17 protein-coding genes are annotated in these 22,296 nt (G+C 65.4%); 9 read left to right on the top strand and 8 right to left on the bottom strand.

Going from position 1 to position 22,296, the window contains the following annotated elements; genetic code table 11:
• The first annotated feature begins 145 nt into the window (after window positions 1–145).
• The 8 genes from L6D89_RS01925 (at window position 146) to L6D89_RS01890 (ending at window position 9,044) form a co-directional block, all read left to right on the top strand.
• Window positions 146–1,018: a DUF1353 domain-containing protein gene (locus tag L6D89_RS01925; protein ID WP_236198577.1), complete on the top strand. Its 873-nt coding sequence runs from the start codon at window positions 146–148 to the stop codon at window positions 1,016–1,018.
• Between the two features lie 61 nt (window positions 1,019–1,079).
• Window positions 1,080–2,039, top strand: a complete 960-nt coding sequence (locus L6D89_RS01920; protein WP_045211803.1) for an AAA family ATPase — start codon at window positions 1,080–1,082, stop codon at window positions 2,037–2,039.
• Window position 2,040: 1 nt separating this feature from the next.
• Window positions 2,041–2,985: a DUF58 domain-containing protein gene (locus L6D89_RS01915; protein ID WP_236170947.1), complete on the top strand. Its 945-nt coding sequence runs from the start codon at window positions 2,041–2,043 to the stop codon at window positions 2,983–2,985.
• Entirely contained in the window at window positions 2,982–3,479 is a 498-nt protein-coding gene (locus L6D89_RS01910) for a DUF4381 domain-containing protein (protein ID WP_236170948.1), read from the top strand. The genes L6D89_RS01915 and L6D89_RS01910 overlap by 4 nt, the downstream gene beginning before the upstream one ends.
• Complete coding sequence (locus L6D89_RS01905; protein WP_236198576.1) at window positions 3,472–4,506, top strand: vWA domain-containing protein; 1,035 nt, start codon at window positions 3,472–3,474, stop codon at window positions 4,504–4,506. The genes L6D89_RS01910 and L6D89_RS01905 overlap by 8 nt, the downstream gene beginning before the upstream one ends.
• Window positions 4,503–6,263 carry a VWA domain-containing protein gene (locus L6D89_RS01900; RefSeq protein ID WP_236198575.1) on the top strand — a complete coding sequence of 587 codons (1,761 nt, stop codon included), beginning with the start codon at window positions 4,503–4,505 and terminating at the stop codon, window positions 6,261–6,263. Before L6D89_RS01905 ends, L6D89_RS01900 begins: the two co-directional genes overlap by 4 nt.
• Complete coding sequence (locus L6D89_RS01895) at window positions 6,260–7,906, top strand: BatD family protein (RefSeq protein ID WP_236170951.1); 1,647 nt, start codon at window positions 6,260–6,262, stop codon at window positions 7,904–7,906. The genes L6D89_RS01900 and L6D89_RS01895 overlap by 4 nt, the downstream gene beginning before the upstream one ends.
• A 37-nt stretch (window positions 7,907–7,943) precedes the next feature.
• A complete protein-coding gene (locus L6D89_RS01890) occupies window positions 7,944–9,044 on the top strand; it encodes an alpha/beta hydrolase fold domain-containing protein (RefSeq protein WP_236198574.1) in 1,101 nt (366 codons plus the stop codon).
• Window positions 9,045–9,132: 88 nt separating this feature from the next.
• Here L6D89_RS01890 and L6D89_RS01885 read toward each other — a convergent pair whose 3' ends face one another.
• Window positions 9,133–9,549 (bottom strand): carboxymuconolactone decarboxylase family protein, encoded by a 417-nt coding sequence (locus L6D89_RS01885; protein WP_236198573.1) that lies wholly within the window; start codon window positions 9,547–9,549, stop codon window positions 9,133–9,135.
• A 114-nt stretch (window positions 9,550–9,663) separates the two neighbouring features.
• Here L6D89_RS01885 and L6D89_RS01880 point away from each other — a divergent pair, with 114 nt between their 5' ends.
• On the top strand, window positions 9,664–10,461 hold the full coding sequence (locus L6D89_RS01880) for a cyclase family protein (protein WP_236198572.1): 798 nt from the start codon (window positions 9,664–9,666) through the stop codon (window positions 10,459–10,461).
• 176 nt (window positions 10,462–10,637) lie between these two features.
• Here the strand turns inward: L6D89_RS01880 and L6D89_RS01875 are convergent, their stop codons facing one another.
• The 7 genes from L6D89_RS01875 to L6D89_RS01845 all read right to left on the bottom strand — a co-directional run bounded on the left by L6D89_RS01875 (window position 10,638) and on the right by L6D89_RS01845 (window position 22,259).
• On the bottom strand, window positions 10,638–13,019 hold the full coding sequence (locus L6D89_RS01875) for an efflux RND transporter permease subunit (protein WP_236170955.1): 2,382 nt from the start codon (window positions 13,017–13,019) through the stop codon (window positions 10,638–10,640).
• A gap of 14 nt (window positions 13,020–13,033) precedes the next feature.
• Window positions 13,034–14,050, bottom strand: coding sequence for a WD40/YVTN/BNR-like repeat-containing protein (locus L6D89_RS01870; protein WP_373874921.1), 1,017 nt, complete (start codon window positions 14,048–14,050; stop codon window positions 13,034–13,036).
• A 429-nt stretch (window positions 14,051–14,479) separates the two neighbouring features.
• Complete coding sequence (locus L6D89_RS01865; RefSeq protein ID WP_236170957.1) at window positions 14,480–15,847, bottom strand: DUF1329 domain-containing protein; 1,368 nt, start codon at window positions 15,845–15,847, stop codon at window positions 14,480–14,482.
• Window positions 15,848–15,909: 62 nt separating this feature from the next.
• Entirely contained in the window at window positions 15,910–17,877 is a 1,968-nt protein-coding gene (locus L6D89_RS01860; protein WP_236198570.1) for a DUF1302 domain-containing protein, read from the bottom strand.
• Window positions 17,878–18,364: 487 nt separating this feature from the next.
• Window positions 18,365–21,022 carry an aminopeptidase N gene (gene pepN / locus L6D89_RS01855; RefSeq protein ID WP_236198569.1) on the bottom strand — a complete coding sequence of 886 codons (2,658 nt, stop codon included), beginning with the start codon at window positions 21,020–21,022 and terminating at the stop codon, window positions 18,365–18,367.
• Window positions 21,023–21,171: 149 nt separating this feature from the next.
• On the bottom strand, window positions 21,172–21,999 hold the full coding sequence (locus L6D89_RS01850; protein ID WP_236198568.1) for a DUF2797 domain-containing protein: 828 nt from the start codon (window positions 21,997–21,999) through the stop codon (window positions 21,172–21,174).
• Entirely contained in the window at window positions 21,999–22,259 is a 261-nt protein-coding gene (locus L6D89_RS01845) for a YeaC family protein (RefSeq protein ID WP_138525879.1), read from the bottom strand. Before L6D89_RS01845 ends, L6D89_RS01850 begins: the two co-directional genes overlap by 1 nt.
• Window positions 22,260–22,296: the final 37 nt, after the last annotated feature.

Raw genomic sequence — 22,296 nt, 5'->3', positions numbered from 1 at the left:
CTTACGGGGCTGCGACATATTCGTTCAACGGCATGCAGCCGCCACGCTCAGGGGAAACGACAGAATTTGCGGCACGATCGTTCCGTAACTGCCCGCAGAAATATCAAAGCGCTATCATGGCAACCCCTCGCCTGGAATGGACGCCATGCAACGCCACCCTCCCCTGCGCCGCCCGCTGCTGCGCCACCTCGACAACCTGCTGGTCACCCTGCTAGGCGCGGCACTGCTCGTGCTGGCCTGGCTGTTCCTCGATGAGGCCGTGCGGCCGTTGCTGGTCGGCGCGGTTCCGGTCTATCTCGGCGTCCTCCTGCCGCGCATCGTCGGCCGGGGCGAACGTCTGCGTCGGGTGCAGGCTGCGCGGGAACGCTCGGTGGACGAGTGGGGCTTCTGCAGCCGCGACCGCAACGGCCCGTGGATCAACTACATCGACTTCCCACTGGTCCGCGAGGACCCGCTGTTCAAGGAGCGCTACTTCTATAGCGAGTGGCTGGTGGTGCACGACGGGCGCATCGTCATCAACCCCGGCCCCGCGCATGTCGACCTGAGCGCCGGCACCGTGAGCTACGACTTCGGCTGCACCCGCACCTACGCCTGGGACGGCTGCTCGCCGAAGGTGCCCTTCTACTGGATCGCGACCCTCGGCACGCCGGACTGGTGGGAGCACCTGGAAAGCGTGCAGTGCCTGCGCCATGGCCAGCAGAAGGAGCGCGTGATGTTCTGGCCGGTGGCGCACCATGCCAGCCTGGTGCATGACGCGCTGTACCAGTTCCTCAACGTCGCCCCGGTGACCAAGGCCGAGGCGGACGAACTGTTCCACCGCATGCTGCTGGAGGCCGGTATGCCGCGCCTGGTGGCCTGGGTCTACCGCTTCGCGGTGGTCCATGGTGGCGCGCGCGACATGCGCCACCAGCTCAACCGCGACAGCTCCCTGCGCCTGCTGACCCCGTTGCCCGGCGACCGGGCGTCGCAGGAACCGCTAGCGCCGCACAAGGCTCGCAGCGCAGCGCTGCAAGAGTGACGGCCGATGCAGTAAAGTAGGCGGCCCGACAGCCCCACCCTTCGTCCAGGAAATCCACGCGATGGAACATCGTGAGTCGCTCCTTGCACTGCGCCAGTATCTCTCCAGCCAGATCCTCGGCCAGGAAAAGCTCATCGAGCGGCTGCTCATCGCCCTGATCGCCGACGGCCACCTGCTGGTCGAAGGCGCGCCAGGCCTGGCCAAGACCAAGGCGATCAAGGACCTCGCCGAGGGCCTGGAAGCCGAGTTCCACCGCATCCAGTTCACCCCCGACCTGCTTCCGGCCGACATCACCGGCACCGAGATCTATCGCCCGGAGAACGGCAGCTTCGTGTTCCAGCAGGGGCCGATCTTCCATCACCTGGTACTGGCCGACGAAATCAACCGGGCGCCGGCCAAGGTACAGTCCGCCCTGCTCGAAGCCATGGCCGAGCGCCAGGTCAGCGTGGGCCGCAGCACTTATGACCTGCCGCCGCTGTTCCTGGTGATGGCGACGCAGAACCCCATCGAGCAGGAAGGCACCTACCCGCTGCCCGAGGCCCAGCTCGACCGCTTCCTAATGCATGTGAAGATCGGCTACCCGGAAGCCTCCGTGGAACGCCGCATCCTCCAGCAGGCCCGTGGCGAAGCGCTGCACGGCGAGACCAAGCCGGAGCGCCGGGTCACCCAGGAAGCCATCTTCGCCGCCCGCCACGAAATCCTCGGCCTGTACATGGCCGATGCCGTGGAGGAATACCTGGTGCAGCTGATCATGGCCACGCGCACCCCGGCCAAGTACGACGCCGAGCTGGCCGAGTGGCTGTCCTATGGCGCCAGCCCGCGCGGCTCCATCGCCCTGGACCGCTGCGCGCGTGCCCACGCCTGGCTGGCCGGGCGCGACTTCGTCAGCCCCGAGGACATCCAGGCGATGCTCTTCGACGTGCTGCGCCATCGCCTGATCCTCACCTTCGAGGCGGAAGCCGCCGGGATCGACCAGGACCGCGTGGTCCAGCGCATCCTCGACGTGGTTGCCGTCGCCTGACATGCACAATGTCCTGGCGCCCGGCGTCGCGGTTTCCCTTGGCGAGCTGATCGAGATTCGCCACCGCCTGCGCGAAGTCCAGCTGTTCTCCACGCCCTCGCGGCGCAGCCCGTTGATCGGCCTGCACCATTCGCGCCTGCGCGGCCGCGGCGTGGACTTCGACCAGGTGCGTGTGTACCAGGCCGGCGACGACGTGCGCACCATCGACTGGCGCGTCACCGCGCGCAGCCAGGAGCCGCACACCAAGCTGTTCCATGAGGAGCGCGAGCGACCGGTATTCGTCCTGGTCGAGCAGAGTGCCCGGCTGTTCTTCGGTTCCGGCCTGTGCTTCAAGTCCGTGCTTGCCGCGCGAGCCGCCGCTTTCATCGGCTGGGCGGCGCTGGCGCACAACGACCGCATCGGCGGGCTGGTGTTCACCGACAGCGAATGCCACGAGATCAAGCCCAGGCGCAGCAAGCAGAGCCTGCTGCAGTTGTTCAACCTGATCGTGCGGGCCAACAACACCCTGCTCGCCGGCTCCAACCTCAGCCACAGCGGCGACGGTTTCGGCATGGCCCTGCGCCGCGCTCGCGAGGTGCTGCGCCCCGGCAGCCTGATCATGGTGATCTGCGACGAGCGTGCGCTCAGCGAAGTGGCCGAGCAGCAGCTGTCACTGCTGGCGCGGCACACCGACCTGGTGATGCTGCCGGTCTCCGACCCGCTCGACCACGCCCTGCCCGCCGCCGGGCTGCTGAGATTCGCCGAAGGCCAGGCACAGCTGGAACTGGATACCCACATCGACGAACAGCGCCTGGCTTACCGCGCCCTCGGCGAGGCCCGCCGCGAACGCTGGCAGCGCCTCGCCCTGCGCCTGGGCGTACCGCTGCTGCCCTTGACCACCCAGGAAGAACTGGTGGAACAACTGCGCAACCTGCTGGAACAGCACCAGCCGGGATACGCCAAATGAATCCGCTCGATCAGTTGCAACCACTCATCGAGCCGGCTGCGGTGCCCTGGTGGCCGCCGGCGCCAGGCTGGTGGTTGCTCGCCGCGCTGCTGCCGCTGCTGCTCTGGGCGCTGTGGCGCAATCGCCGGCGCTGGCTGCCCAGGCGCAGGGCCAAGGTCGTCACCGATGTGCCGCTGGACCCGCTGCGCGAAGCTGCACTGGAGGAACTCAAGCGCCTGCCGCGCCCTTACGACCGCGCGCCGGCCGGCCCCTGGCTGCAATCACTGAACGGCCTGCTCAAACGCCTGTCGCGGGCGCGCTGGCCGGACAGCCACAGCCACACCCTGAGCGGCCGTGCCTGGCTGGCCTTCCTCGATACCCGCTGTCCGGCCGCCGGCCTGACCCGCTGGATGATCCTGGTGGAAGGCGGCTACCGCGCCGAGTGCAAGCTGGACGACAAGGCCATCGACGGCCTCGCCGCCTCCGTGGAAACCTGGGTGCGCAAGCATGTTTGAGTTCGCCTGGCCGTGGATTTTCCTGCTCGCCCCGCTGCCCTGGGTGATGCGCTTCATCCTGCCGCCGGCCGACAACGGCGAGGCGGCGCTCAAGGTCAGCTTCCTCCAGGAACTCGAGGGCCTTGCCGGCCGTCGCGCCCGTGCGCGCTTGCCGGCCTGGCGCCAGCAGGCGCCCTTCGCCCTGCTCTGGCTGTGCCTGCTGCTGGCCGCTGCGCGCCCGCAATGGGTCGGCGAGCCGCTGCCGATTCCGGCCACCGGCCGTGACCTGCTGGTGGCGGTAGATGTTTCCGGCTCCATGGATTACGCCGACATGACCTGGGACGGTGCCGAAGTCAGCCGTCTGGACCTGGTGAAGAAGCTGTTCGGCGACTTCATCGAAGGCCGCCGGGGTGATCGCGTCGGGCTGATCCTCTTCGGTACCCGCGCCTACCTGCAGGCGCCGCTCACCTTCGATCGTCACACCGTGCGTGTCTGGCTGGACGAAGCGCTGATCGGCATCGCCGGCAAGGACACCGCCCTGGGCGATGCCATCGGCCTGGCGGTCAAGCGCCTGCGCCAGCGCCCGGCCGAGAGCCGCGTGCTGGTGCTGATCACCGACGGCGCCAATACCGCCGGCGAGATTTCCCCACAGACCTCCGCCAGGCTCGCCGCCGAAGAACAGGTGAAGGTCTACACCATCGGCATCGGCGCGGATCCCAAGCAGGGTGGCGTCGCCGGGCTGTTCGGCCTCAATCCGGGGCTGGACCTGGACGAGCCGGCGCTCAAGGCCATCGCCGAAAGCACTGGCGGCGAGTACTTCCGCGCACGCAACGGTGAAGAGCTGCAACGCATCTCCGACAGCCTCGACCAGCTCGAGCCGGTGGAACAGAAGCCGACCCAGGCACGTCCGGCCATCGCGCTGTACCGCTGGCCGCTGCTGCTGGCCCTGCTGATCAGTGCGGCGCTAGTCGTGGGCACGCTGTGGCCGCCGGAAGACTGGCGCTGGCCGGCCTGGGTCGCGCGTCTGCAGAAGGAGCGCCGGCCATGAACGGCATCTGGCCGCACCTGCTGCACCCGCTCTGGTTGATCCTGCTGCCGCCGCTGGGCTGGCTGCTGTGGAAGCTCTGGCACCGCGAACGCCGCGCCGGGCGCTGGCAATTGCTGCTGCCGCAGGCCTTCCATCCCTGGCTGCTGGCGGGTGGCGGCGGCCGGCACGAGCGCCGCCCGTGGATCTACCTGGGCATCGCCTGGCTGCTGGCGCTGCTCGCCCTGCTCGGCCCAAGCTGGCAGCAGGTGGAACAACCGACCATGGAGCGCAGCGACCCACTGGTGGTGGTGCTGGAACTCACCCCGCAGATGCTCGCCACCGACCTCAAGCCGACCCGCCTGGAACAGGCGCGGCACAAGTTGCTCGACCTGCTGCAGAGCCGCAGCGACGCGCAGACCGCCATCGTCGTCTACGCCGGCAGCGCCCACACGCTGGTGCCGCTGTCCAATGACCTGGGCACCGCGCGCAACCTGCTCGACGCCCTCAAGCCATCGATCATGCCCGAGCCGGGGCAGCGCGCCGACCTCGCCGTGGCCCAGGCGCGGCGCCTGCTGGACAACGGTGCCGAGGGCAACGGCCGGATCCTGCTGATCACCAGTGCGCTGGACGCCCGTGAGCGCCAGGGCATTCGCCAGGCGCTCAAGGGCAAGGGCAAGGACCTGCTGCTGCTCGCCGTGGGCACGCCCGGCGGCGCGCCCATCGCCCAGGAGGACGGCACCTTCCTCAAGGACGACCAGGGTAACATCCTGGTGCCACGCCTGGACGAGAACTCGCTGCGCGTCTTCGCCACCGACATGGGTGGACGCTTCCAGCGCCTGCGCGCCAGCAGCAGCGACCTGCGCTCCCTCGGTCTGCTGGACAGCACCCAGGGCCTGCAGGTGAGCGAAGAAGACGCGCTGCTGCGTCTGCAACGCTGGGCCGACCAGGGCTACTGGCTACTGCTGCCGCTGCTCCTGCTCGCCGCCTGTGCCGGCCGCCGCGGCTGGTTGTTCAGCCTGCCGCTGTTGCTGCCCCTGCTGTGGGCGCCGCCGCAGGATGCCAACGCCTTCGAGCTCAACGATCTCTGGCTGCGCCCGGACCAGCAGGGCCAGCGCCTGCTCGACGCCGGGCGTCCCGCCGAGGCCGCCGAGCGCTTCGACGACCTCCGCTGGAAAGGCCTGGCGCTGTACCGCGCCGGCGATTATGTCGACGCCGCCCAGGCCTTTGCCCAGGGCGACGAGGCTGCCGACCACTACAACCGTGGCAATGCCCTGGCGAAACAGAACGAGCTGGAGGCTGCCATCGACGCCTACGATCAGGCACTGGAACGCAACCCCGAGCTGGAGGCTGCCAAGCGCAACAAGGCGCTGCTTGAAGACCTGCTGCGCCAGCGCAAGGAAAACCCCGCCGGCGACGGCACCGACCAGCCCCCCCAGCAGAACCAGGACCCCGCCCAGAGCAGCGATCCCCAGGCCGCCAAGCCGCAGGACCAGCAGCAGGAGGAAGAACACTCCAGCGAACGCGACTCGCAGCCAGCGCCGGCTGCGAAGAACCCATCGCAGGAAGCCGACCGCCCCTCTGCCAGCCAGAGCGACAAACCCGGCGAGAACGCCCGCGAAGAACAGGAAACCAACCCGGAAGATGCCGGTCCACTGGGGGACGAGCGCCGTCAGGCCCTGGAACAGTGGCTGCGGCAGATACCCGACGATCCGTCCGAGCTGTTGCGCCGCAAGTTCTGGTACCAGCAACAGCAGCAGCGCCAGGAACCCAACCCATGAAAAGGCTGATCTGCCTGACCCTGCTCTGCCTCGCCGCCTTCCGCGCCGAGGCCAGCTTCACCGCCAGCGTCGACCGCGCGCGCCTGACCGCGGGCGAGAGCGTCGAACTGACACTGGAGTCGGACGACCCCACGCTGTTCGGCAAGCCCGACTTGAAGCCGCTCGATGAGGCCTTCGTGGTGCTCGGCACCCGCCAGGTCAACCGCCTCACCACCCTCAACGGCAAGGCCCAGGCCACCACGCGCTGGATCATCACCCTGCAGCCGCGCACTGAAGGCAAGGTGGAAATCCCGCCGATCCACCTGGGCGGCAACGCCAGCGAGCCGATCGGCCTCGAAGTACTCAAGGCCGAAGACAGCGCCGAGGGCCAGAAGCTCGCCCCGGTGTTCATCGACGCCAGCGTCGACCGCGAGGAAAGCTGGGTGCAGGCGCAGGTGATCCTCACCCTGCGCATCTACCATTCGGTATCGCTGTACGACGACAGCAGCCTCAGCCCGTTGCGCATGAACGATGCCCGGGTCGAGCAACTGGGCGAGCCGCGCACCTATGAAAAGGACATCAACGGTGTTCGCCACGGCGTGATCGAAGTGCGCTACGCGATCTTCCCGCAGAAGAGCGGGACCCTGGAAATTCCCGGCCAGACCTTCAAGGCCACCCAGGTCGCGCAGCGCCGCAATGACGATGACTACAATCCGTTCGGCCCGCAGCCGGGCAAGCAGGTGCTGGTCACCTCGCCGAGCATTCCACTGCAGATCGACCCCAAGCCCGCCGATTACCCGAAGGACGCACCCTGGCTGCCCGCCCGCTCGCTGAGCCTGAGCGAAACCTGGAGCCCGCAGCCCGAGGAAGCCAAGGCCGGTGAAGCGCTGACCCGCAACATCATGCTGCGCGTGGAAGGTCTCTCCAGCGCCCAGCTACCACCGCTGCCGATCCCCCTTCCCGAGGGCCTGCGGCATTACCCGGACCAGCCGCAACTGGCCAACGAAAGCAGCGACCAGGGCATGATCGGCAGCCGCGAGGAGCGCGAAGCGCTGATCGCCGACAAGGCTGGCCCGGTGGAACTGCCGCCAGTGGAAATCGTCTGGTGGAACACCCAGGAGCGCCGCGTCGAACGCACCAGCCTGCCTGCGCGCACATTGCAGGTCGCGGCGAACGCACAGCTGGAGGAACACACCGAAGCCCCCGCCGCGCCCAGCGAGACAATCGTCAGCGATGCGCTGCTATGGCCCTGGCAACTCGCCTGTGCCTTGCTCAGCCTGACCACCCTGCTCGGTTTCGCCCTCTGGTGGCGGGCCCGTAGCCAGCCAGCGGTGATCCGCGTTGCGCAGGCCGGCCCGAGCACGCGCACGTTACTCGACGAGCTGCGCCGCGCCTGCCAGGCCAACGACTCGCACGCCACCCGCCAGGCGCTGGACGCCTGGGCGCGCCAGCAACCGGAAACCCTGGCTGACATGGCGGCTCGCTTCGTGCCCCTGTCCGATGCCCTGGATGGCCTCAACGGCGCGCTCTACAGCGACAGCGAAGGCGGCCGCAACTGGCAGGGCGAGGACCTCTGGCGCGCCATCCGCACCCTGCCCGGCGCCGATCCGGACGCGCCGCCGGCAGCGGAAGCCAGCAGCCTGCCACCGCTCTATCCACGCTGACGGCTATGCTGGAGGCATCCCCGCCAGAGGTGCCTCCATGCCCGCCCCCCGGCTGATTCCAGCGCTGGCCGCCGGCCTGCTGCTGATCTGCAACCCTCTCCTGGCCGGCCCGCTGCACGCAGCCGAGGCCCTGCCGCCGACGCAGCCGCTGCAAGGCCCCGGTGGCTCCAACTACGCCCACGCCGACGTGCGCCAGTGGCACTTCAGTGCCGAGGGCAACGAATACTGGGTGTTCACGCCGCAGCGCCCTGCCCCTTCCAGCGCCCCCGTCGTGGTCTTCACCCACGGCTGGAGCGTCATGCAGCCCGACCTCTATCGCGCCTGGATCGAGCACATCGTCCGGCGCGGCGCCATCCTCATCTATCCGCGCTACCAGGCGACACTGAAGACGCCGGCGGCAGAGTTCCTGCCCAACGCCGCCGATTCCGTGCGCCGCGCCATTGCCGATCTGCAGGCAGGGAAGCTGGGGGTGAAGCCGGAACTGGAGCACGTCGCCTACGTCGGCCACTCGGCGGGCGGCCTGATTGCCAGTGGGCTGGCGGCCTCCTGGCAACGCCTCGGCGCTCCCCGGCCACGCGCGCTGATGGCCGTGGAGCCGGGCAAGAGCAGCGGGCCGCGCTGGCGCCAGGTACCGCTGGAGCCGCTGGCGAACATTCCTGCCGGCACGCTGCTGCTGGCGATCTGCGGCGACGAGGATGAGCGCGTCGCCTGCGATGACGCGCGGCGCATCTATGCGGAAAGCACCCAGGTGGCGCCGCGCGACAAGGACCTGCTCATGCTGCGCAGCGACCGTCACGGTAGCCCGCCGCTGCTGGCCAACCACGCGGCACCGACCGCACCGCGCTTCGACCCGCGCTACCCGCCGAGCGACTCTTCCAGCTGGCTGCTCAACCGCGTGCAGGAGCGAGTGAAGCAGCGACTGAAACAAGGGCAACCCTCGGCCCACAACGCCCTGGCGACCGATGCGCTGGACTGGTTCGGGCCGTGGAAGCTGTTCGATGCGCTGTGCGATGCGGCCTTCTACGGCCAGGACCGCGATTACGCACTGGGCGGCGGGCCGGCGCAGCTGTCCATGGGGCGCTGGAGCGATGGCACGCCGGTGAAGGCGATGCAGCAGTTGTCGGCGCCAGCGCCCTGACAATCCATCGCCGGCCCAGATTCGCGAGCAAGCTCGCTCCTACAGGGGAGGTCGCTCTTTGTAGGAGCGAGCTTGCTCGCGAACAGTCTCAACCGCCGCTGTTCTCCATCACCGCTCCCTTGAACACATCGTCCAGCGGCACCTGGTAACCGATGGCGAGGCGGTTGGTCTCGTTGGCCATGGCGACCACCGCCATCAGCTCGCCGAGCATGGCGTCGTCCATCCCGGCCTTGCGCGCCGCTGCGCCGTGGGAGCCGATGCAGTAGTTGCAGTTGTTGGTGACACTGACGGCGACATAGATCAGCTCCTTCACCAGCGGGTCCAACTGTCCCGGTCCCATCACTTGCTTGAGGCTTTCCCAGGTGCGCTTGAGGGTCTGCGGATGATTGGCCAGGGCTTTCCAGAAGTTGTTCACCCAGTCGATCTTGCGGGTCGCCATGATGTCGTCGTAGACGGCACGGACTTCGGGGCTGGCTTCGGCGTATTCGATGAGCTGGAAGGACATGGTTGCTCCCTGACTGTTTTGGAATAAGAAAATCAGAATTCAGAATTGGATGATTGGACAAGCGATGGAGAAAGATAAGGCGTTCTCTCCCATCCCCGTCAAGGAATCAGACCCATGCAACGCTTCCCCGCCCTGCTCTTTGCCGCCGCCCTGCTACCTGCCGCGAGCCAGGCCGCCCAACCCGGCCTGTGGGACACCTACGCCAGCCTCAGGCAGCACGACTGGGTCGACCTGACCCACGCGTTCGACAGCAATACGCCGCACTGGAAAGGCTTCGAGCCCATGGGCCGCAAGACGCTCTACACCGTGGACAAGGATGGCTTCCAGGTGGAGCTGTACAGCCACGTCGGCCAATGGGGCACCCATGTCGACCCGCCAGTGCACTTCCACAAGGGGCTACGCAGCGTTGACCAACTCGACGTGAAGGAACAGTTCCTGCCGCTGGTGGTGTTCGATATCCACGAGCAGGTGGCGAAGAACCCGGACTACGTGCTGAGCCTGGCCGATGTGAAGGCCTGGGAGGCCAAGCATGGGGCGGTGCCGCAGGGTTCCTTCGCCGCGCTGCGCAGCGATTGGTCGCAGCGCTGGCCGGACCAGGCGAAGATGCAGAATCAGGACGCCAAGGGTGTCGCGCACTATCCGGGCTGGAGCAAGGAGGCCCTGGTGTACCTCTACGAGACGCGCAAGATCACCGCGTCCGGCCACGAGACCACCGACACCGATCCGGGCATCGCCACCAGCAAGGACGACTATTCGCTGGAGTCGTACATCCTCGGTACCAACCACTACCAGATCGAGCTGCTCGCCAACCTCGACAAGGTACCCGAGGCCGGCGCGCTGGCGGTGGTGAGCTTCCCGAAGATCGCCCAGGGCACCGGCTTCCCGGCGCGGGTGTTTGCCATCCTGCCGTGACCCATCGATAGGCCGGCGTGAAGCGGCACCGATCGCGGACGGAGTCCGCTCCTACGTGATCTCATGCATCGTAGGAGCGGACTCCGTCCGCGATAGATCCCCGACGGCTCCGAACTCGGTCCGGCGCCAAAAAAAACGCGGCCCGAGGGCCGCGTTTTTTACTGCTCGAGCGTCGATCAGTGAACCAGGATCGAAGCCTTCTTCTGACGCACCTTCTCCGGGTTGATCAGGAAGCGCGCCAGCGCCGGCAGCAGCCACAGGGCGCCGAACATGTTCCAGAGGAGCATGAAGGTCAGCATCAGGCCCATGTCGGCCTGGAACTTGATCGCCGAGAAGATCCAGGTGGCGACGCCGATGGCCAGGCACAGACCGGTGAAGAGCACCGCTTTACCGGTGGACTTCAGCGTCTCGTAGTAGGCCTCCTGCAGGGACAGGCCCTGGCGCAGGAAGGACTCCAGGCGGGTGTAGATGTAGATGCCGTAGTCCACGCCGATACCCACGCCCAGCGCGATCACCGGCAGGGTCGCGACCTTCACGCCGATGCCCAGGGTGGCCATCAGCGCGTTGCCCAGCACCGAGGTGAGGATCAGCGGCAGCACGATGCACAGGGTCGCGGCGAAGGAGCGGAAGGTGATCAGGCACATGATCGCTACGCAGATGTACACCAGGATCAGGATGGTCAGTTCCGAGTGCTTGATCACATCGTTGGTAGCAGCCTCGATACCGGCGTTACCGGCGGCGAGCTTGAACTTCAGGTCATCCTTTTCGTTGGCCTTGGCGAAGTCCTGCACGACGGCCACGGCGCGGTCGAGAGTCTCGGCCTTGTGGTCGTTGAGGAACACCAGCAGGGGCGCCAGCGAGCAGTTGCTGTTGAACAGACCTTCCGCGCGGCTGATGGAGTTGTTCAGCACGTCCTGGTTGCGCGACAGCGACTCCCACTTCAGGTTGCCTTCGTTCATGCCCTTGATCATCTGCTTGGAAACAGTGACCAGGGAGATGGCCGACTGCACGCCCTGGGTGTTCTCCAGGCGCCAGGCCAGCTCGTCGATGGCGGACAGGGTCTTGTGGGTGGAGCAGCCTTCGGCCTCGGACGCCACCATCACCACCAGCACGTCGGAGCTGGTCGAGTAGTTGCGGATGATGAAGTCGTTGTCCAGGTTGTAGCGCGAGTCCGGACGCAGTTCCGGAGCGCCCTGGTCAAGGTCACCGATCTTCAGGTGATGGCCCTGCCACATGCCGCCGGCGAACATCGCCAGGGCGATGACCACGGAGATCGGTGCCACGGACGGGCTGGCGAAGTTGGACAGCGCGCGCCAGAAGGGATGGTCGCGCACGGCGTCTTCCTTGCTTCGCTGCACCGCCTTCTTGCTGATGCCGATGTAGGAAATGGCGACCGGCAGCAGGATCAGGTTGGTGAACACGATCACCGCCACGCCGATGGAGGCGCCGATGGCCAGTTCGCGGATCACGCCGATGTCGATCACCAGCAGGGTGATGAAGCCGACGGCGTCCGCGAGGATGGCGATCATGCCCGGCAGGAACAGCTGGCGGAAGGTACGGCGGGCGGCCAGTAGCGGGGTTTCCGCGTCACTGGACTGCAGGGCGATACCGTTGATCTTCTGCACACCGTGGGAAATACCGATGGCGAAGATCAGGAACGGCACCAGCATCGAGTACGGGTCCAGCCCGAAGCCGATCAGGTGCAGGATGCCCAACTGCCAGATCACCGCCACCAGCGTGGTGGACAGCACGGCGATGGTGGAGCGCACGCACTTGGTGAACCACAGCAGCAGCACCAGGGTGATGACGAAGCAGATGCCGAAGAAGCCGACCACCATCAGCAGGCCGTCGATCAGGTCACCGACCTTCTTGGCGAAGCCGGTGATGTGGATCTTCACGTTGGGGTTCTGCAACTGGTACTTGTCGCGGATCTTCTCTTCCAGTTCATGGGAGAACTGGCGGTAGTCCAGCTTCATCAGCTTGCCCTGGTCCTTCGGGTCCGGGTAGACCTCCAGCAGCGGCACGTCGACGATGCTCGACTTGAAGTTGTTGGCCACCAGGCGGCCGATCTGGCCGGACTTGAGCACGTTGTTGCGCAACAGGTCGAGGGCCTTGGCGGAACCGTCGTAGGTCTGCGGGATCACCTCGCCACCGGCGAAGCCTTCCTCGGTCACTTCGGTCCAGCGCACGCTCGGGCTCCACAGCGACTTCATGCCGGAGCGGTCGACGCCGGGGATGTAGAACACCTCGTCATGGATCTGCCGCAGCGTCTCCATGTATTCCTTGGTGAAGATGTCGCCGTTCACCGCTTCCACCGAGATGCGCACGGTGTTGCCGAGGTTGGCCAGGTCGTTGCGGTGCTCCAGCATGTTCTGGATGAACGGGTGCTGCAGCGGAATCATCTTCTCGAAGCTGGTGGACGGGCGCACCTGCGTGGCCGACCAGGCGAGGAAGACGGTCACCAGCAGGCACGCGATGATCACGAACGGCCGGTGGGTGAAGATGATGCGTTCCAGGAAAGTCGCCTTGTCCTGTTGATGCTTGTTCAGAGCGTTCATTGCGGCTCCCCGGCTTATTGTTGTTCTGTCAGCTCGGCGCCGGTCGCCGAAGCCAGGTGGATACCGCCCTGGCCGACCAGCACCAGGTTGCCATTGCCGGCCGCGCTAACGCCCGCGAGGGACAGGCGATCCGGACGGTTGACGACGCTGAAGCTGACGCCGTCGTCCTTGCTCTCCAGCACGCTGCCGCCATGGCCGACGACGACGATGGTGCCGTCATCCAGCAGGCTGCCTTCGGAAAGGCCGAACTCCAGCTCGCCGCCATTGGCGGTGGGCAGGCTGACCTGCTGCCAGGTGCTGCCGAAATCGGTGGAACGGAACAGGTGGCCGCGCAGGCCATAGGCCAGGACGGTGCCAGCGTGGGTGGTGCCGGTGGCGCCGAACAGCGAGCCCTCGTAGGGACCCTGGAGTTTTTCCCAGGTCTCGCCCCAGTCCTTGGAGCGGAACATGCTGCCCGCCTCGCCGACCACGAACAGGCCGGAATCCTTCACCGCCGTGATGGCGTTGAGGTGGAACTGGTCTTCGTTGTCCAGGCGGTCGCTGACGTCTTCCCAGCTCTTGCCGCCATCGGTGGTTTCCAGCAGCGCGCCATAGGCGCCCACGGCCACACCGTGGTTCTCGTCCTGGAACCAGATATCCAGCAGCGGCGCTTCGCGCTTGAGGTCTTCGAACTGGCGCACCCAGGTGGTGCCGCCATCGGTGGTGGCCAGGACCTGGGCGTCATGGCCGACGGCCCAGCCCTTCTTGTCGTTGACGAAGAACACCGAGGTCAGCAGCTGGCGGGTCGGCACGGTGGCCTGAGTCCAGTTCTTGCCCGCATCGTCGGAATAGAGGATGTGCCCGTGGTCCCCCACCGCGACCAGGCGCTTGCCAGCATGGGCGATGCTCAGCAGCAGGCTGCTGGAAGCCTTGGCGGACATGATCGAGTTGGAATCACTGGCGGCGTCCGTGGCGGCAACGGCGTGCAACGGAGCCAGGGACATCATCAGGAAGGAAAACGCGCCGAGCAGGGAAACCGTCTTGCGCGACATCGGGAAGGAGCTTCGCACTCCCGACACGGGCTGCTCGCTCGAAGTGCGCCACAGGGGCTCACGCATATGCCTTTACCTCTTTTTCTTATGCAGGCGGTATGTAGTTTGGAGCTATATAGCCAGCCTTTTCCGGGGCTGACAATTAACCGCACGTTATCTTTTGTTAAGCCCCGGCTGCCTCACTCGAAAGGATGAGTGCATTTTGCCATCCCGGCCGAAAGGCGCGCGGCTGGCGGCCTCCAGCGGGTGGAGCGGTAACACTTTCACACCCTCAGGCTTTCGCGCAGGCATGAAAAAGCCCCGCCAAGGCGGGGCTCTGTGTGCAGGACCGGGGGCGACGCCCAGTCCTTGCTCGCGAACGTGTCAGTCGGCAGCACCGACGCTGGGCGGTTCGCGAGCAAGCTCGCTCCTGCAAGCCTGAAGGCTGACTCAGCGGGTGCCGCGGCGACGCAGTGCGGACGGGCTGAAGTAGGAGTCGTCCGGTACGGCCTGGCTGAAGTCGATGGTGGTCGGCTCTTCGTTGTCCAGGTTCTGTACGTGGTAGCGACGGGCCTGCAGGTCGTGGAAGGTATCCAGAGCGGTCCAGGTGGTGGGCAGCTCGTAGTAGTTCTTCAGGTAGGCCAGCGAGACGCGCCACAGTTCGCCGCGACCGTCGTACTGGTCGACTTCGGCGGCACCCCAGCTGTCCTCGTCGAGGAACAGTACGCGCTTGGAATAGATGTGGCGTGCGCCCGGCTTCAGGGTGCCTTCCACGATCCACACGCGGTGCAGTTCGTAGCGGGTGTATTTCGGGTTCAGGTGGTTGGGGGTCAGCAGATCCTTGTACTTAACCTCAGGGCTGGAAACCTTGTAGTTGTTGTACGGGATGTACATTTCCTTTTTGCCGATCAGCTTCCAGTCGTAGCGGTCCGGCGAGCCGTTGAACATGTCGGTGTCATCAGCGGTACGCAGGCCGTCGGCAGCGGCGATCGGGGTGTCGTAGGCCAGGTTCGGCGCACGGCGCACGCGGCGCTGGCCGGCGTTGTAGCCCCAGGCCTGACGCGGTTCCTTGACCTGATCGAGGGTCTCGTGGACCAGTGCGGCACCGCCAGCCAGGCGAGCCGGGCTCTTGGTGAACGACAGGTAGTAGAACAGCAGGTTGTTCAGGTCGGCAAAGCTCTTGCCCTGGATGTAGTACTTGAACAACGCTTCCTGCTGCGAGGTCACCAGCGAGTAGTCGCCGTTGCGCTGCACGGCCACTTCCGAGGCGCGACGCACGACGTAGGTGCCACGGTAGCGGGCGATGTGGTTCCACACCGCTTCCACGCCGTTCTGCGGGATCGGGAACGGGATGCCGCCGAAGGCATCGACGAAGCCGTTGCCGCCCTCGGCCAGCTTGGCGCTGGTGGCGTTCTTGAAGGTGTTGTCATACACCCACTGCGGCGCCGAACCACTGCGGCGGCTCGGGTACACCGGCATCTGGAAGGTGTCCGGGTAGGTGGCGAACAGCGCCAGGGTGCCCGGGGTCAGGTTGGCCTTGTACTGGTCAAGGTTGGCCTTGGTGATGGTGTACAGCGGCTTGTCGGCGGCGAACGGGTCGATGTGGTGCTGGCCCGGCTTGTAGCCGGCCGGCGCCTGGGTGATGCCACCGGTCCAGGCCGGGATGGTGCCGGCGGCGTTGCCGGCCTTTTCCGCGCCCAGCGGAGTCAGGTTCGACTGCAGCTTGGCCGCATCCTGCGGGGACACCGCCGCCAGGGCGCTGCCGGCGGACAGGGCCAGGGCCACGGCGGCGCCGACCAGGGTACGCATGTTGCGCATGTTGCTTCTCCGTGAGGTGCGCACGGCGGGTACTTCTGACGCCCGCCGCACGCTTGTCGTTATCAGAAGGAGTACTTGACGTTGAAGCCGACGTTGTCGCGGTCGCGGCCAGCGTTGTTCTGCCCGGCACCGTAGAACTCGGTGTACTGCAGTTCGGCTTCCAGGGCGTTCAGGTAGGTGGCCTTGACGCCCAGGGTGTAGGCCTTGCGGCCTTCGATGAAGTTGCCGGTCTGGTAGGAGTTGCCTTCGAAGTCGTCCTTGTAGACGGCATAGGGCGAGATGTTCACGCCGGCGAAGACGTCGTTCCAGGTACCCGACAGCAGCAGGGTGTAGCCGTAGGCGTTCTTGTTCACCTGATCGTCGCGGTCGTAACCGGAGATGTAGGCGCCGTTGCCGCGGCCGGAGTAGTAGCGGGTGCTGCCATCGTACGCGGTGTACTGCAGGTCGCTGCCGCGCAGGTGTTCGGAGGCGAGTTCCGCCACACCCATCAGCGAGTCGAAGGACAGCGACGGGCCGAAGTTGTAGATGGTGCCCAGCGAGGTATTGAAGGCCTCGACGCGCTCGTAGTTGTGGATCTGGTCGCGAATCGAGACGTCACCGCCACCGATGTTCACGGTCTTGCCACTGGCCAGCGCCGGAGCCTGGACCAGCAGGTCGCCGAGCAGGTCGTTGGTGGTGGCAATGCCGATCGGCAGGTTCGGGCGGTAGGCCAGCTCACCGAACACCGAGGCGTCGCCCACGGTGGTGTTGAAGCTGAAGCCGTACATGCGGATGTTTTCCACATATTCACGGCGGGCGTTGACCTGGTTGGCCACGTCCACGGAGGTCGCGCCGTTCACCAGGCTCAGCACCTGGCCGGCCAGGGCGTTGCCGCTGCCTGCGGCGCTCACCAACTGGTCGTAGGAGGTGAAGCCACCGACGCCGGCGAGCTGGTCGAGATCCACGCCAGCGTAGTCGCTGTTCAGGTCGGCGTAGATGGTCGGCTCTTTGGAGTGGTAGTTGACGAAGTAGAAGCCGAACTCGGTGGAGTTCAGCTCTTCAGCCACGTAGTGGAACGCCACCCCGAACTGGCCATCGTTCTTGGCGTTGATGTCCTTGCCGACATTGGCGACCTTGAACACACCGTTGGAATCCAGGTACTGAGTGCCCTGCAGGCCGCCCACATGACCTGCAGAGAGCTGCGGGTAAAGGCTCTGGAACAGCGGGTTGGAGAGCGCGCCAACGGTGGTGTAGGCGGTGTTGCCGCCATCGGCGAACAGGTCGGTCTCGGAGAAGAAGGTGCCAACCGGGTCGATGCGGGTCTCTTTCCAGTTCCACTGGTAGAAGGTGTCCATCGACAGGTTGTCGGTCAGGCCGATGTTGAAGCTCACAGCCTCCACCGGCATCAGCACTTCCTTCAGCTCGGAGCCTGGCAGGCGGAACTTGGCGGCGTCCACCGGGTTGGTGGTGTTGACGCCACCGCGGTAGAAGATGCCCTCGCCCCAGTTGAACACCTGGCGGCCCAGGCGTGCGGTCAGCGGGTGATCGGCGACGTCCCAGTTACCGTAGACGTAGGCATCGAGAATCTCGGCGCGGTTACCAGAGGCATCGCGGGTTTCGCTGGTGAAGCGGTCGCTGTTGGGGTACGTCTGGCTCGGCTGCGCCGGATGGTTGTTGTCGTAGTAGTCGTTGCGCTTGTCCATGATCTGGGTGTCATAGAAAGCCGAGCCACGTACGAACAGACCGTAGTTCTTGTAGGTCGCTTCCAGGTCGGAAGTGATCTTGTACACCTCGGAAACCAGACCAGTATCGAAGTTGCGGTTGCCGTCGTTGCCGTTGATGTCGTTGTTGGTCTTGTCCTGGCCCTGCACGCGCCACAGGGCGCCGTAGGACACGGTGCTGTCCAGCGAGCCGGTGACTTCGTTATCGAGGAAGCTGAATTCGACGGCGGTCGCCTGGGCGGACATCAGCAGCGGCAGGATGCCTGCCAGGGCGAAGCCCGCACGAGCAGGCGCATAACGCAAGACGGGCTTGCGAACTGGGATTTCCATTAGGACTCACTCCATGGACTGATCATTCTTTGGCGGTGCCGCCACTGCGTGCGGTTCACCGTTTTCAGCCGTTATTCCACGGCCTTGTTGTCGTCGATCTGAAGGAAACTCCCCCAAGGTGCTCGACACGCCTCCCGCCCCATCGGACGGGCAAAGGCTAAGCGGGGTCCGTCGGTGCAACCCCAGTGCCAAGAGCACCAATAACTGGATTCTGCTTACAAAAAATAAAGAATCAGCGCGCTACTTTTTGTGACTGGTCATTCACTGACCAAATCAGGTGGCCGATTGCGCCATTTACCACACCCCATGGCGCAATCCGCCCCTGAAGGCGCGACGCAGACACATCGGCACTTTTCGCTCAATAGCGCAAAGCGATAAGCAAGACGCCAGTCAATTTCGATAGGTAACAAAAAGGTGTTACCAACAAAAGTTGGTAACACCTTTTCGAAAGTGCCATGCGCCCCTGGAACGGGGCGCGGAGGGTGTGTTACGCGAGGCTCTTGCTGACCACCTCGTAGACATCGCTGGACAGCTCGCCGGACGCCAGAATGCGCTCCAGTTCGGCCTTCATCAGCGCCTGGCGCTCAGGCGCGTACTTGCGCCAGCGGGTCAGCGGCGTCAGCAGGCGCGAGGCGATCTGCGGGTTGAGCGCGTTGAGGGTGATGATCTGGTCGGCGAGGAAGCGGTAGCCGGCGCCATCCGCGCGGTGGAAGTTGACCGCATTCTGGTTGGCAAAGGCGCCGATCAGCGCGCGGATCTTGTTCGGGTTCTTCAGGGTGAAGGCCGAATGCTTCATCAGCTCCTGCACACGCTCCAGCCCACCCGGGAGGGTGCAGCCGGCCTGAACGCTGAACCACTGGTCCATCACCAGCGGGTCGTCCTTGAAGTAGTCGGCGAACATCGCCAGCGCCTCGGCCTTCTCCTTCTCGAAGGAAGAGTTGACCAGCACGGCGAGCGCGGTCAGGCGCTCGGTCATGTTGTCGCAATCCTTGTACTGCTCCTGGCAGGCAGCGAGCACTTCGGCCTTGCCGCTCTGAATGAGGTAGGACAGCGCGATGTTCTGCAGGCTGCGACGGGCAATGTGCGAGGCCTCGGCAACGTAGGCAGTCTCGCGGGATTGCGTGCGGTTGGCCTGGTAACGCTCCCACAGCTGCTCATGCAGCGCCGCGCCGATCTGCTGGCGGGCGAACTCACGGGCCGCGTGGATCGCCTCGACGTCAGCCACGTCGCTGATCTCGGTGAGGTAGGCCTCGCTGGGCAGCGAGAGCATCTCGGCGACCATGGCCTGATCCAGGCCGGTGTCCAGCAGCAAGGTACGGAAGGCGGTGACCAGACGCTGGTCGAGCACCAGCTTCTCGCCACGCTGGTGCTGGCCGATCAATTCCTGCAGGACCTGCACGGCCAGTTGCTGGCCGGCTTCCCAGCGATTGAAGCCGTCCTCATCAAACTGCATGAGGAACATCAACTGGTCGCGGTCGTAGGGGAAGCTCAGCTTCACCGGCGCGGAGAAACCACGCAGCAGCGACGGCAGCGGCTTCTCGGCGAGACCGACGAAGGTGAAGGACTGCTCGGCCTCGGTGATCTGCAGTACGCGATCGCTGCCATGGGCGTGCTCTTCACCTTGCAGGCGCAGCGACAAGGCGTTGCCCAGCTTGTCGATCAGGCCCATCTGCACCGGGATGACGAAGGGCTGCTTCTCGCTCTGCCCCGGGGTCGCCGGGCAGCTCTGGCGGAAGGTCAGGGTGTAGCTCTGCGCGGCCGCGTCATAGCGCTCTTCCACCGCCAGGCGCGGGGTGCCGGACTGGCTGTACCAGCGCTTGAACTGGGTAAGGTCGACGCCGTTGGCGTCTTCCATGGCCTTGACGAAGTCGTCGCAGGTCACGGCCTGGCCGTCATGGCGTTCGAAGTACAGGTCGGTGCCCTTGCGGAAGCCATCGGCGCCCAGCAGGGTATGGATCATGCGCACGACTTCCGAGCCCTTCTCGTAGACGGTCAGGGTGTAGAAGTTGGAAATCTCGATGAAGGAATCCGGGCGCACCGGGTGCGCCATCGGGCCGGCGTCCTCGGCGAACTGGTTGGTGCGCAGGAAGGCCACATCCTCGACACGCTTGACCGTGCGCGAGTTCATGTCGGCGGAGAACTCACTGTCGCGGAACACGGTGAAGCCTTCCTTGAGCGACAGCTGGAACCAGTCGCGGCAGGTCACGCGGTTGCCCGACCAGTTGTGGAAGTACTCGTGGGCGACCACGCCCTCGACGCGTTGGTGCGCGGCGTCGGTGGCGGTCTCGGCCTTGGCCAGCACGCAGCTGGAGTTGAAGATGTTGAGGCCCTTGTTCTCCATGGCGCCCATGTTGAAGTCGTTGACCGCGACGATCATGAAGATGTCCAGGTCGTACTCGCGGCCATAGACCTTCTCGTCCCAGCGCATCGAATTCTTCAGGCTGTCCATGGCGTGCTGGACCTTGTCGATGTTCTCCGGCTCGACATAGATGCGCAGGGTGACTTCGCGCTCGCTCATGGTGGTGAACTGGTCTTCCACGCACCACAGGTCGCCGGCAACCAGGGCAAACAGGTAGGCCGGCTTCTTGAACGGGTCCTGCCAGGTCGCCCAGTGGCGGCCGCCCTCTTCCGCGCCGCTGGCTACCGGGTTGCCATTGGAGAGAAGCACCGGGTACTTGTGCTGCTCGGCGGAGAGCGTAGTGGTGAAGCTGCTCATCACGTCCGGGCGGTCGAGGTAGTAGGTGATCTTGCGGAAGCCCTCGGCCTCGCACTGGGTGCAGAACATCTTGCCGGACTTGTACAGGCCTTCCAGCGCGGTGTTGCTTTCCGGGTGAATGCGCACGGTGCTGTCGACGGTGAAGTTCATCGCCGTCGGCTGCAGGGTAAGGTGATTCTCGTCGACCTGATAGTCGCCGGCTTCCAGAGCGCGATCATCCAGCGCAACGGAGAGTAGCTCCAGCTGCTGGCCGTCCAGTACCAGCGGCGGCAGGCCGTCGCCACGCTCAGGGTTGCGGCGCATCACCAGCTGGGCGTGGACCAGGGTGTGGTCCTCGTACAGCTCGAAGGTCAGGTTGGTCTCGTCGATCAGGTACTCGGGAGCCTGATAATCCTTGAGGTAGATGACTTTCGGTTGCTCGGTACGCATGGCTTTTGGCCCCTTGGCAGGCGGCCGGCGCGATGGGCCGGCCGGAGGAATCTGGTACTGACTCTAGCGAGCTAGAACGAAGCGGGCGAGTCGCGCACGCATCTATCCCTAGATGCGTGCCACGAGCCGGAAATTCAATGCAGTGTCGATCAGGCGCTGATGGCCAGCTGGTACGCGGTGAATTTGCGCACGTTGATCACGCCGGTATCGAAGATCAGGTACTGGCCCTTGATACCCTGCAGGCTACCTTCTACCACGGGCGTCTTGTCCAGATCGAAGCTGGTGATCTTGGCCAGATAGGCCTCCACCGGATAGCGGATCTCGATAGGCTCCATATCGATCACCGGCTGGATCGCCTGCAGGCCGAAGCGCTGCTGCAGGGCGACGATACCCTCGGCGCAGGCGTCGAAGATCTGCTCGCGGATAGCCACCAGGTCCAGCGGTTCGGCCTCGCCCTTGAGCAGCGCACGCCAGTTGGTGCGGTCAGTGACCTGGCTGCGCAGCAGGTCCTCGACGAAGCCGGACTGCTGACGGGTCGCCACACGCATGATCGGCAGCGCCTGGCGCGCACCCTGGTCGATCCAGCGGGTCGGCACCTGGGTGGCGCGGGTGATGCCCACCTTCGCCCCCGAGGAGTTGGCCAGGTAGACCACGTGATCGGTCATGCAGAAGCGCTCGCCCCACTCCGGCTCGCGGCAGGAGCCATCTTCGTAGTGGCACTTCTCCGGGCTCATGATGCAGCTGTCGCACTGCGCCAGCTTCGTGAAGCACGGGTAGCAGTAGCCCTGGGCGAAGCTCTTCTTGGTCTTGCGCCCACAGTGGCAGCAATTGATCTCGCCCAGATACTCCAGGCGCACCGTCTTGCCGATCAGCGGGTTGACCGGGACCTGTGCATCGCCCAGGCGAAAGGCGTACTGCACGGGGCTTTCCAGGCGCGCCGACATCTTGTCCAGGGCGCCGCGTCCAATCTCCTGCATCAGTGCAGCGAGTTGGAAGAGAAGATCATGTTCGGGATCGGCTCGGCGTGGGACGCGCATTCCTGCGGGCCCATGTAGCCGGTACGCTGGTCCTCGGGCAGGTTGTCCATCTCCCAGGCGATCATGGCCTGCAGCGACAGCTCCTTCTGCTCCTGGGACAGCTTGCGGCCGTCGGGCCATTTGCCGATTTCCACGGCCAGCTTGAGGCTCTCGTAGATTTCCGGGGTGATGTTCTCGATCATTTCGGCGAAGGACGACATGAGCCGGCTCCTGCAAGGGAAAAACGAAGCGGGCATT

The organism is Pseudomonas pseudonitroreducens (assembly GCF_021603645.1).
GTDB lineage: Bacteria > Pseudomonadota > Gammaproteobacteria > Pseudomonadales > Pseudomonadaceae > Pseudomonas > Pseudomonas pseudonitroreducens.
This window is presented reverse-complemented; position numbering and strand designations above follow the sequence as displayed.

Excerpts from the sequence above, each read along its gene's own strand:
- L6D89_RS01850 (WP_236198568.1), bottom strand. The coding sequence starts at position 21,999 with ATGCAGGAGATTGGACGCGGCGCCCTGGACAAGATGTCGGCGCGCCTG.
- L6D89_RS01875 (WP_236170955.1), bottom strand. The coding sequence starts at position 13,019 with ATGAACGCTCTGAACAAGCATCAACAGGACAAGGCGACTTTCCTGGAA.
- L6D89_RS01890 (WP_236198574.1), top strand. The coding sequence starts at position 7,944 with ATGCCCGCCCCCCGGCTGATTCCAGCGCTGGCCGCCGGCCTGCTGCTG.
- L6D89_RS01900 (WP_236198575.1), top strand. The coding sequence starts at position 4,503 with ATGAACGGCATCTGGCCGCACCTGCTGCACCCGCTCTGGTTGATCCTG.
- L6D89_RS01905 (WP_236198576.1), top strand. The coding sequence starts at position 3,472 with ATGTTTGAGTTCGCCTGGCCGTGGATTTTCCTGCTCGCCCCGCTGCCC.
- L6D89_RS01920 (WP_045211803.1), top strand. The coding sequence starts at position 1,080 with ATGGAACATCGTGAGTCGCTCCTTGCACTGCGCCAGTATCTCTCCAGC.
- L6D89_RS01925 (WP_236198577.1), top strand. The coding sequence starts at position 146 with ATGCAACGCCACCCTCCCCTGCGCCGCCCGCTGCTGCGCCACCTCGAC.
- L6D89_RS01880 (WP_236198572.1), top strand. The coding sequence starts at position 9,664 with ATGCAACGCTTCCCCGCCCTGCTCTTTGCCGCCGCCCTGCTACCTGCC.
- L6D89_RS01895 (WP_236170951.1), top strand. The coding sequence starts at position 6,260 with ATGAAAAGGCTGATCTGCCTGACCCTGCTCTGCCTCGCCGCCTTCCGC.
- L6D89_RS01860 (WP_236198570.1), bottom strand. The coding sequence starts at position 17,877 with ATGGAAATCCCAGTTCGCAAGCCCGTCTTGCGTTATGCGCCTGCTCGT.
- L6D89_RS01910 (WP_236170948.1), top strand. The coding sequence starts at position 2,982 with ATGAATCCGCTCGATCAGTTGCAACCACTCATCGAGCCGGCTGCGGTG.
- L6D89_RS01845 (WP_138525879.1), bottom strand. The coding sequence starts at position 22,259 with ATGTCGTCCTTCGCCGAAATGATCGAGAACATCACCCCGGAAATCTAC.
- pepN (WP_236198569.1), bottom strand. The coding sequence starts at position 21,022 with ATGCGTACCGAGCAACCGAAAGTCATCTACCTCAAGGATTATCAGGCT.
- L6D89_RS01865 (WP_236170957.1), bottom strand. The coding sequence starts at position 15,847 with ATGCGCAACATGCGTACCCTGGTCGGCGCCGCCGTGGCCCTGGCCCTG.
- L6D89_RS01915 (WP_236170947.1), top strand. The coding sequence starts at position 2,041 with ATGCACAATGTCCTGGCGCCCGGCGTCGCGGTTTCCCTTGGCGAGCTG.
- L6D89_RS01885 (WP_236198573.1), bottom strand. The coding sequence starts at position 9,549 with ATGTCCTTCCAGCTCATCGAATACGCCGAAGCCAGCCCCGAAGTCCGT.
- L6D89_RS01870 (WP_373874921.1), bottom strand. The coding sequence starts at position 14,050 with ATGTCGCGCAAGACGGTTTCCCTGCTCGGCGCGTTTTCCTTCCTGATG.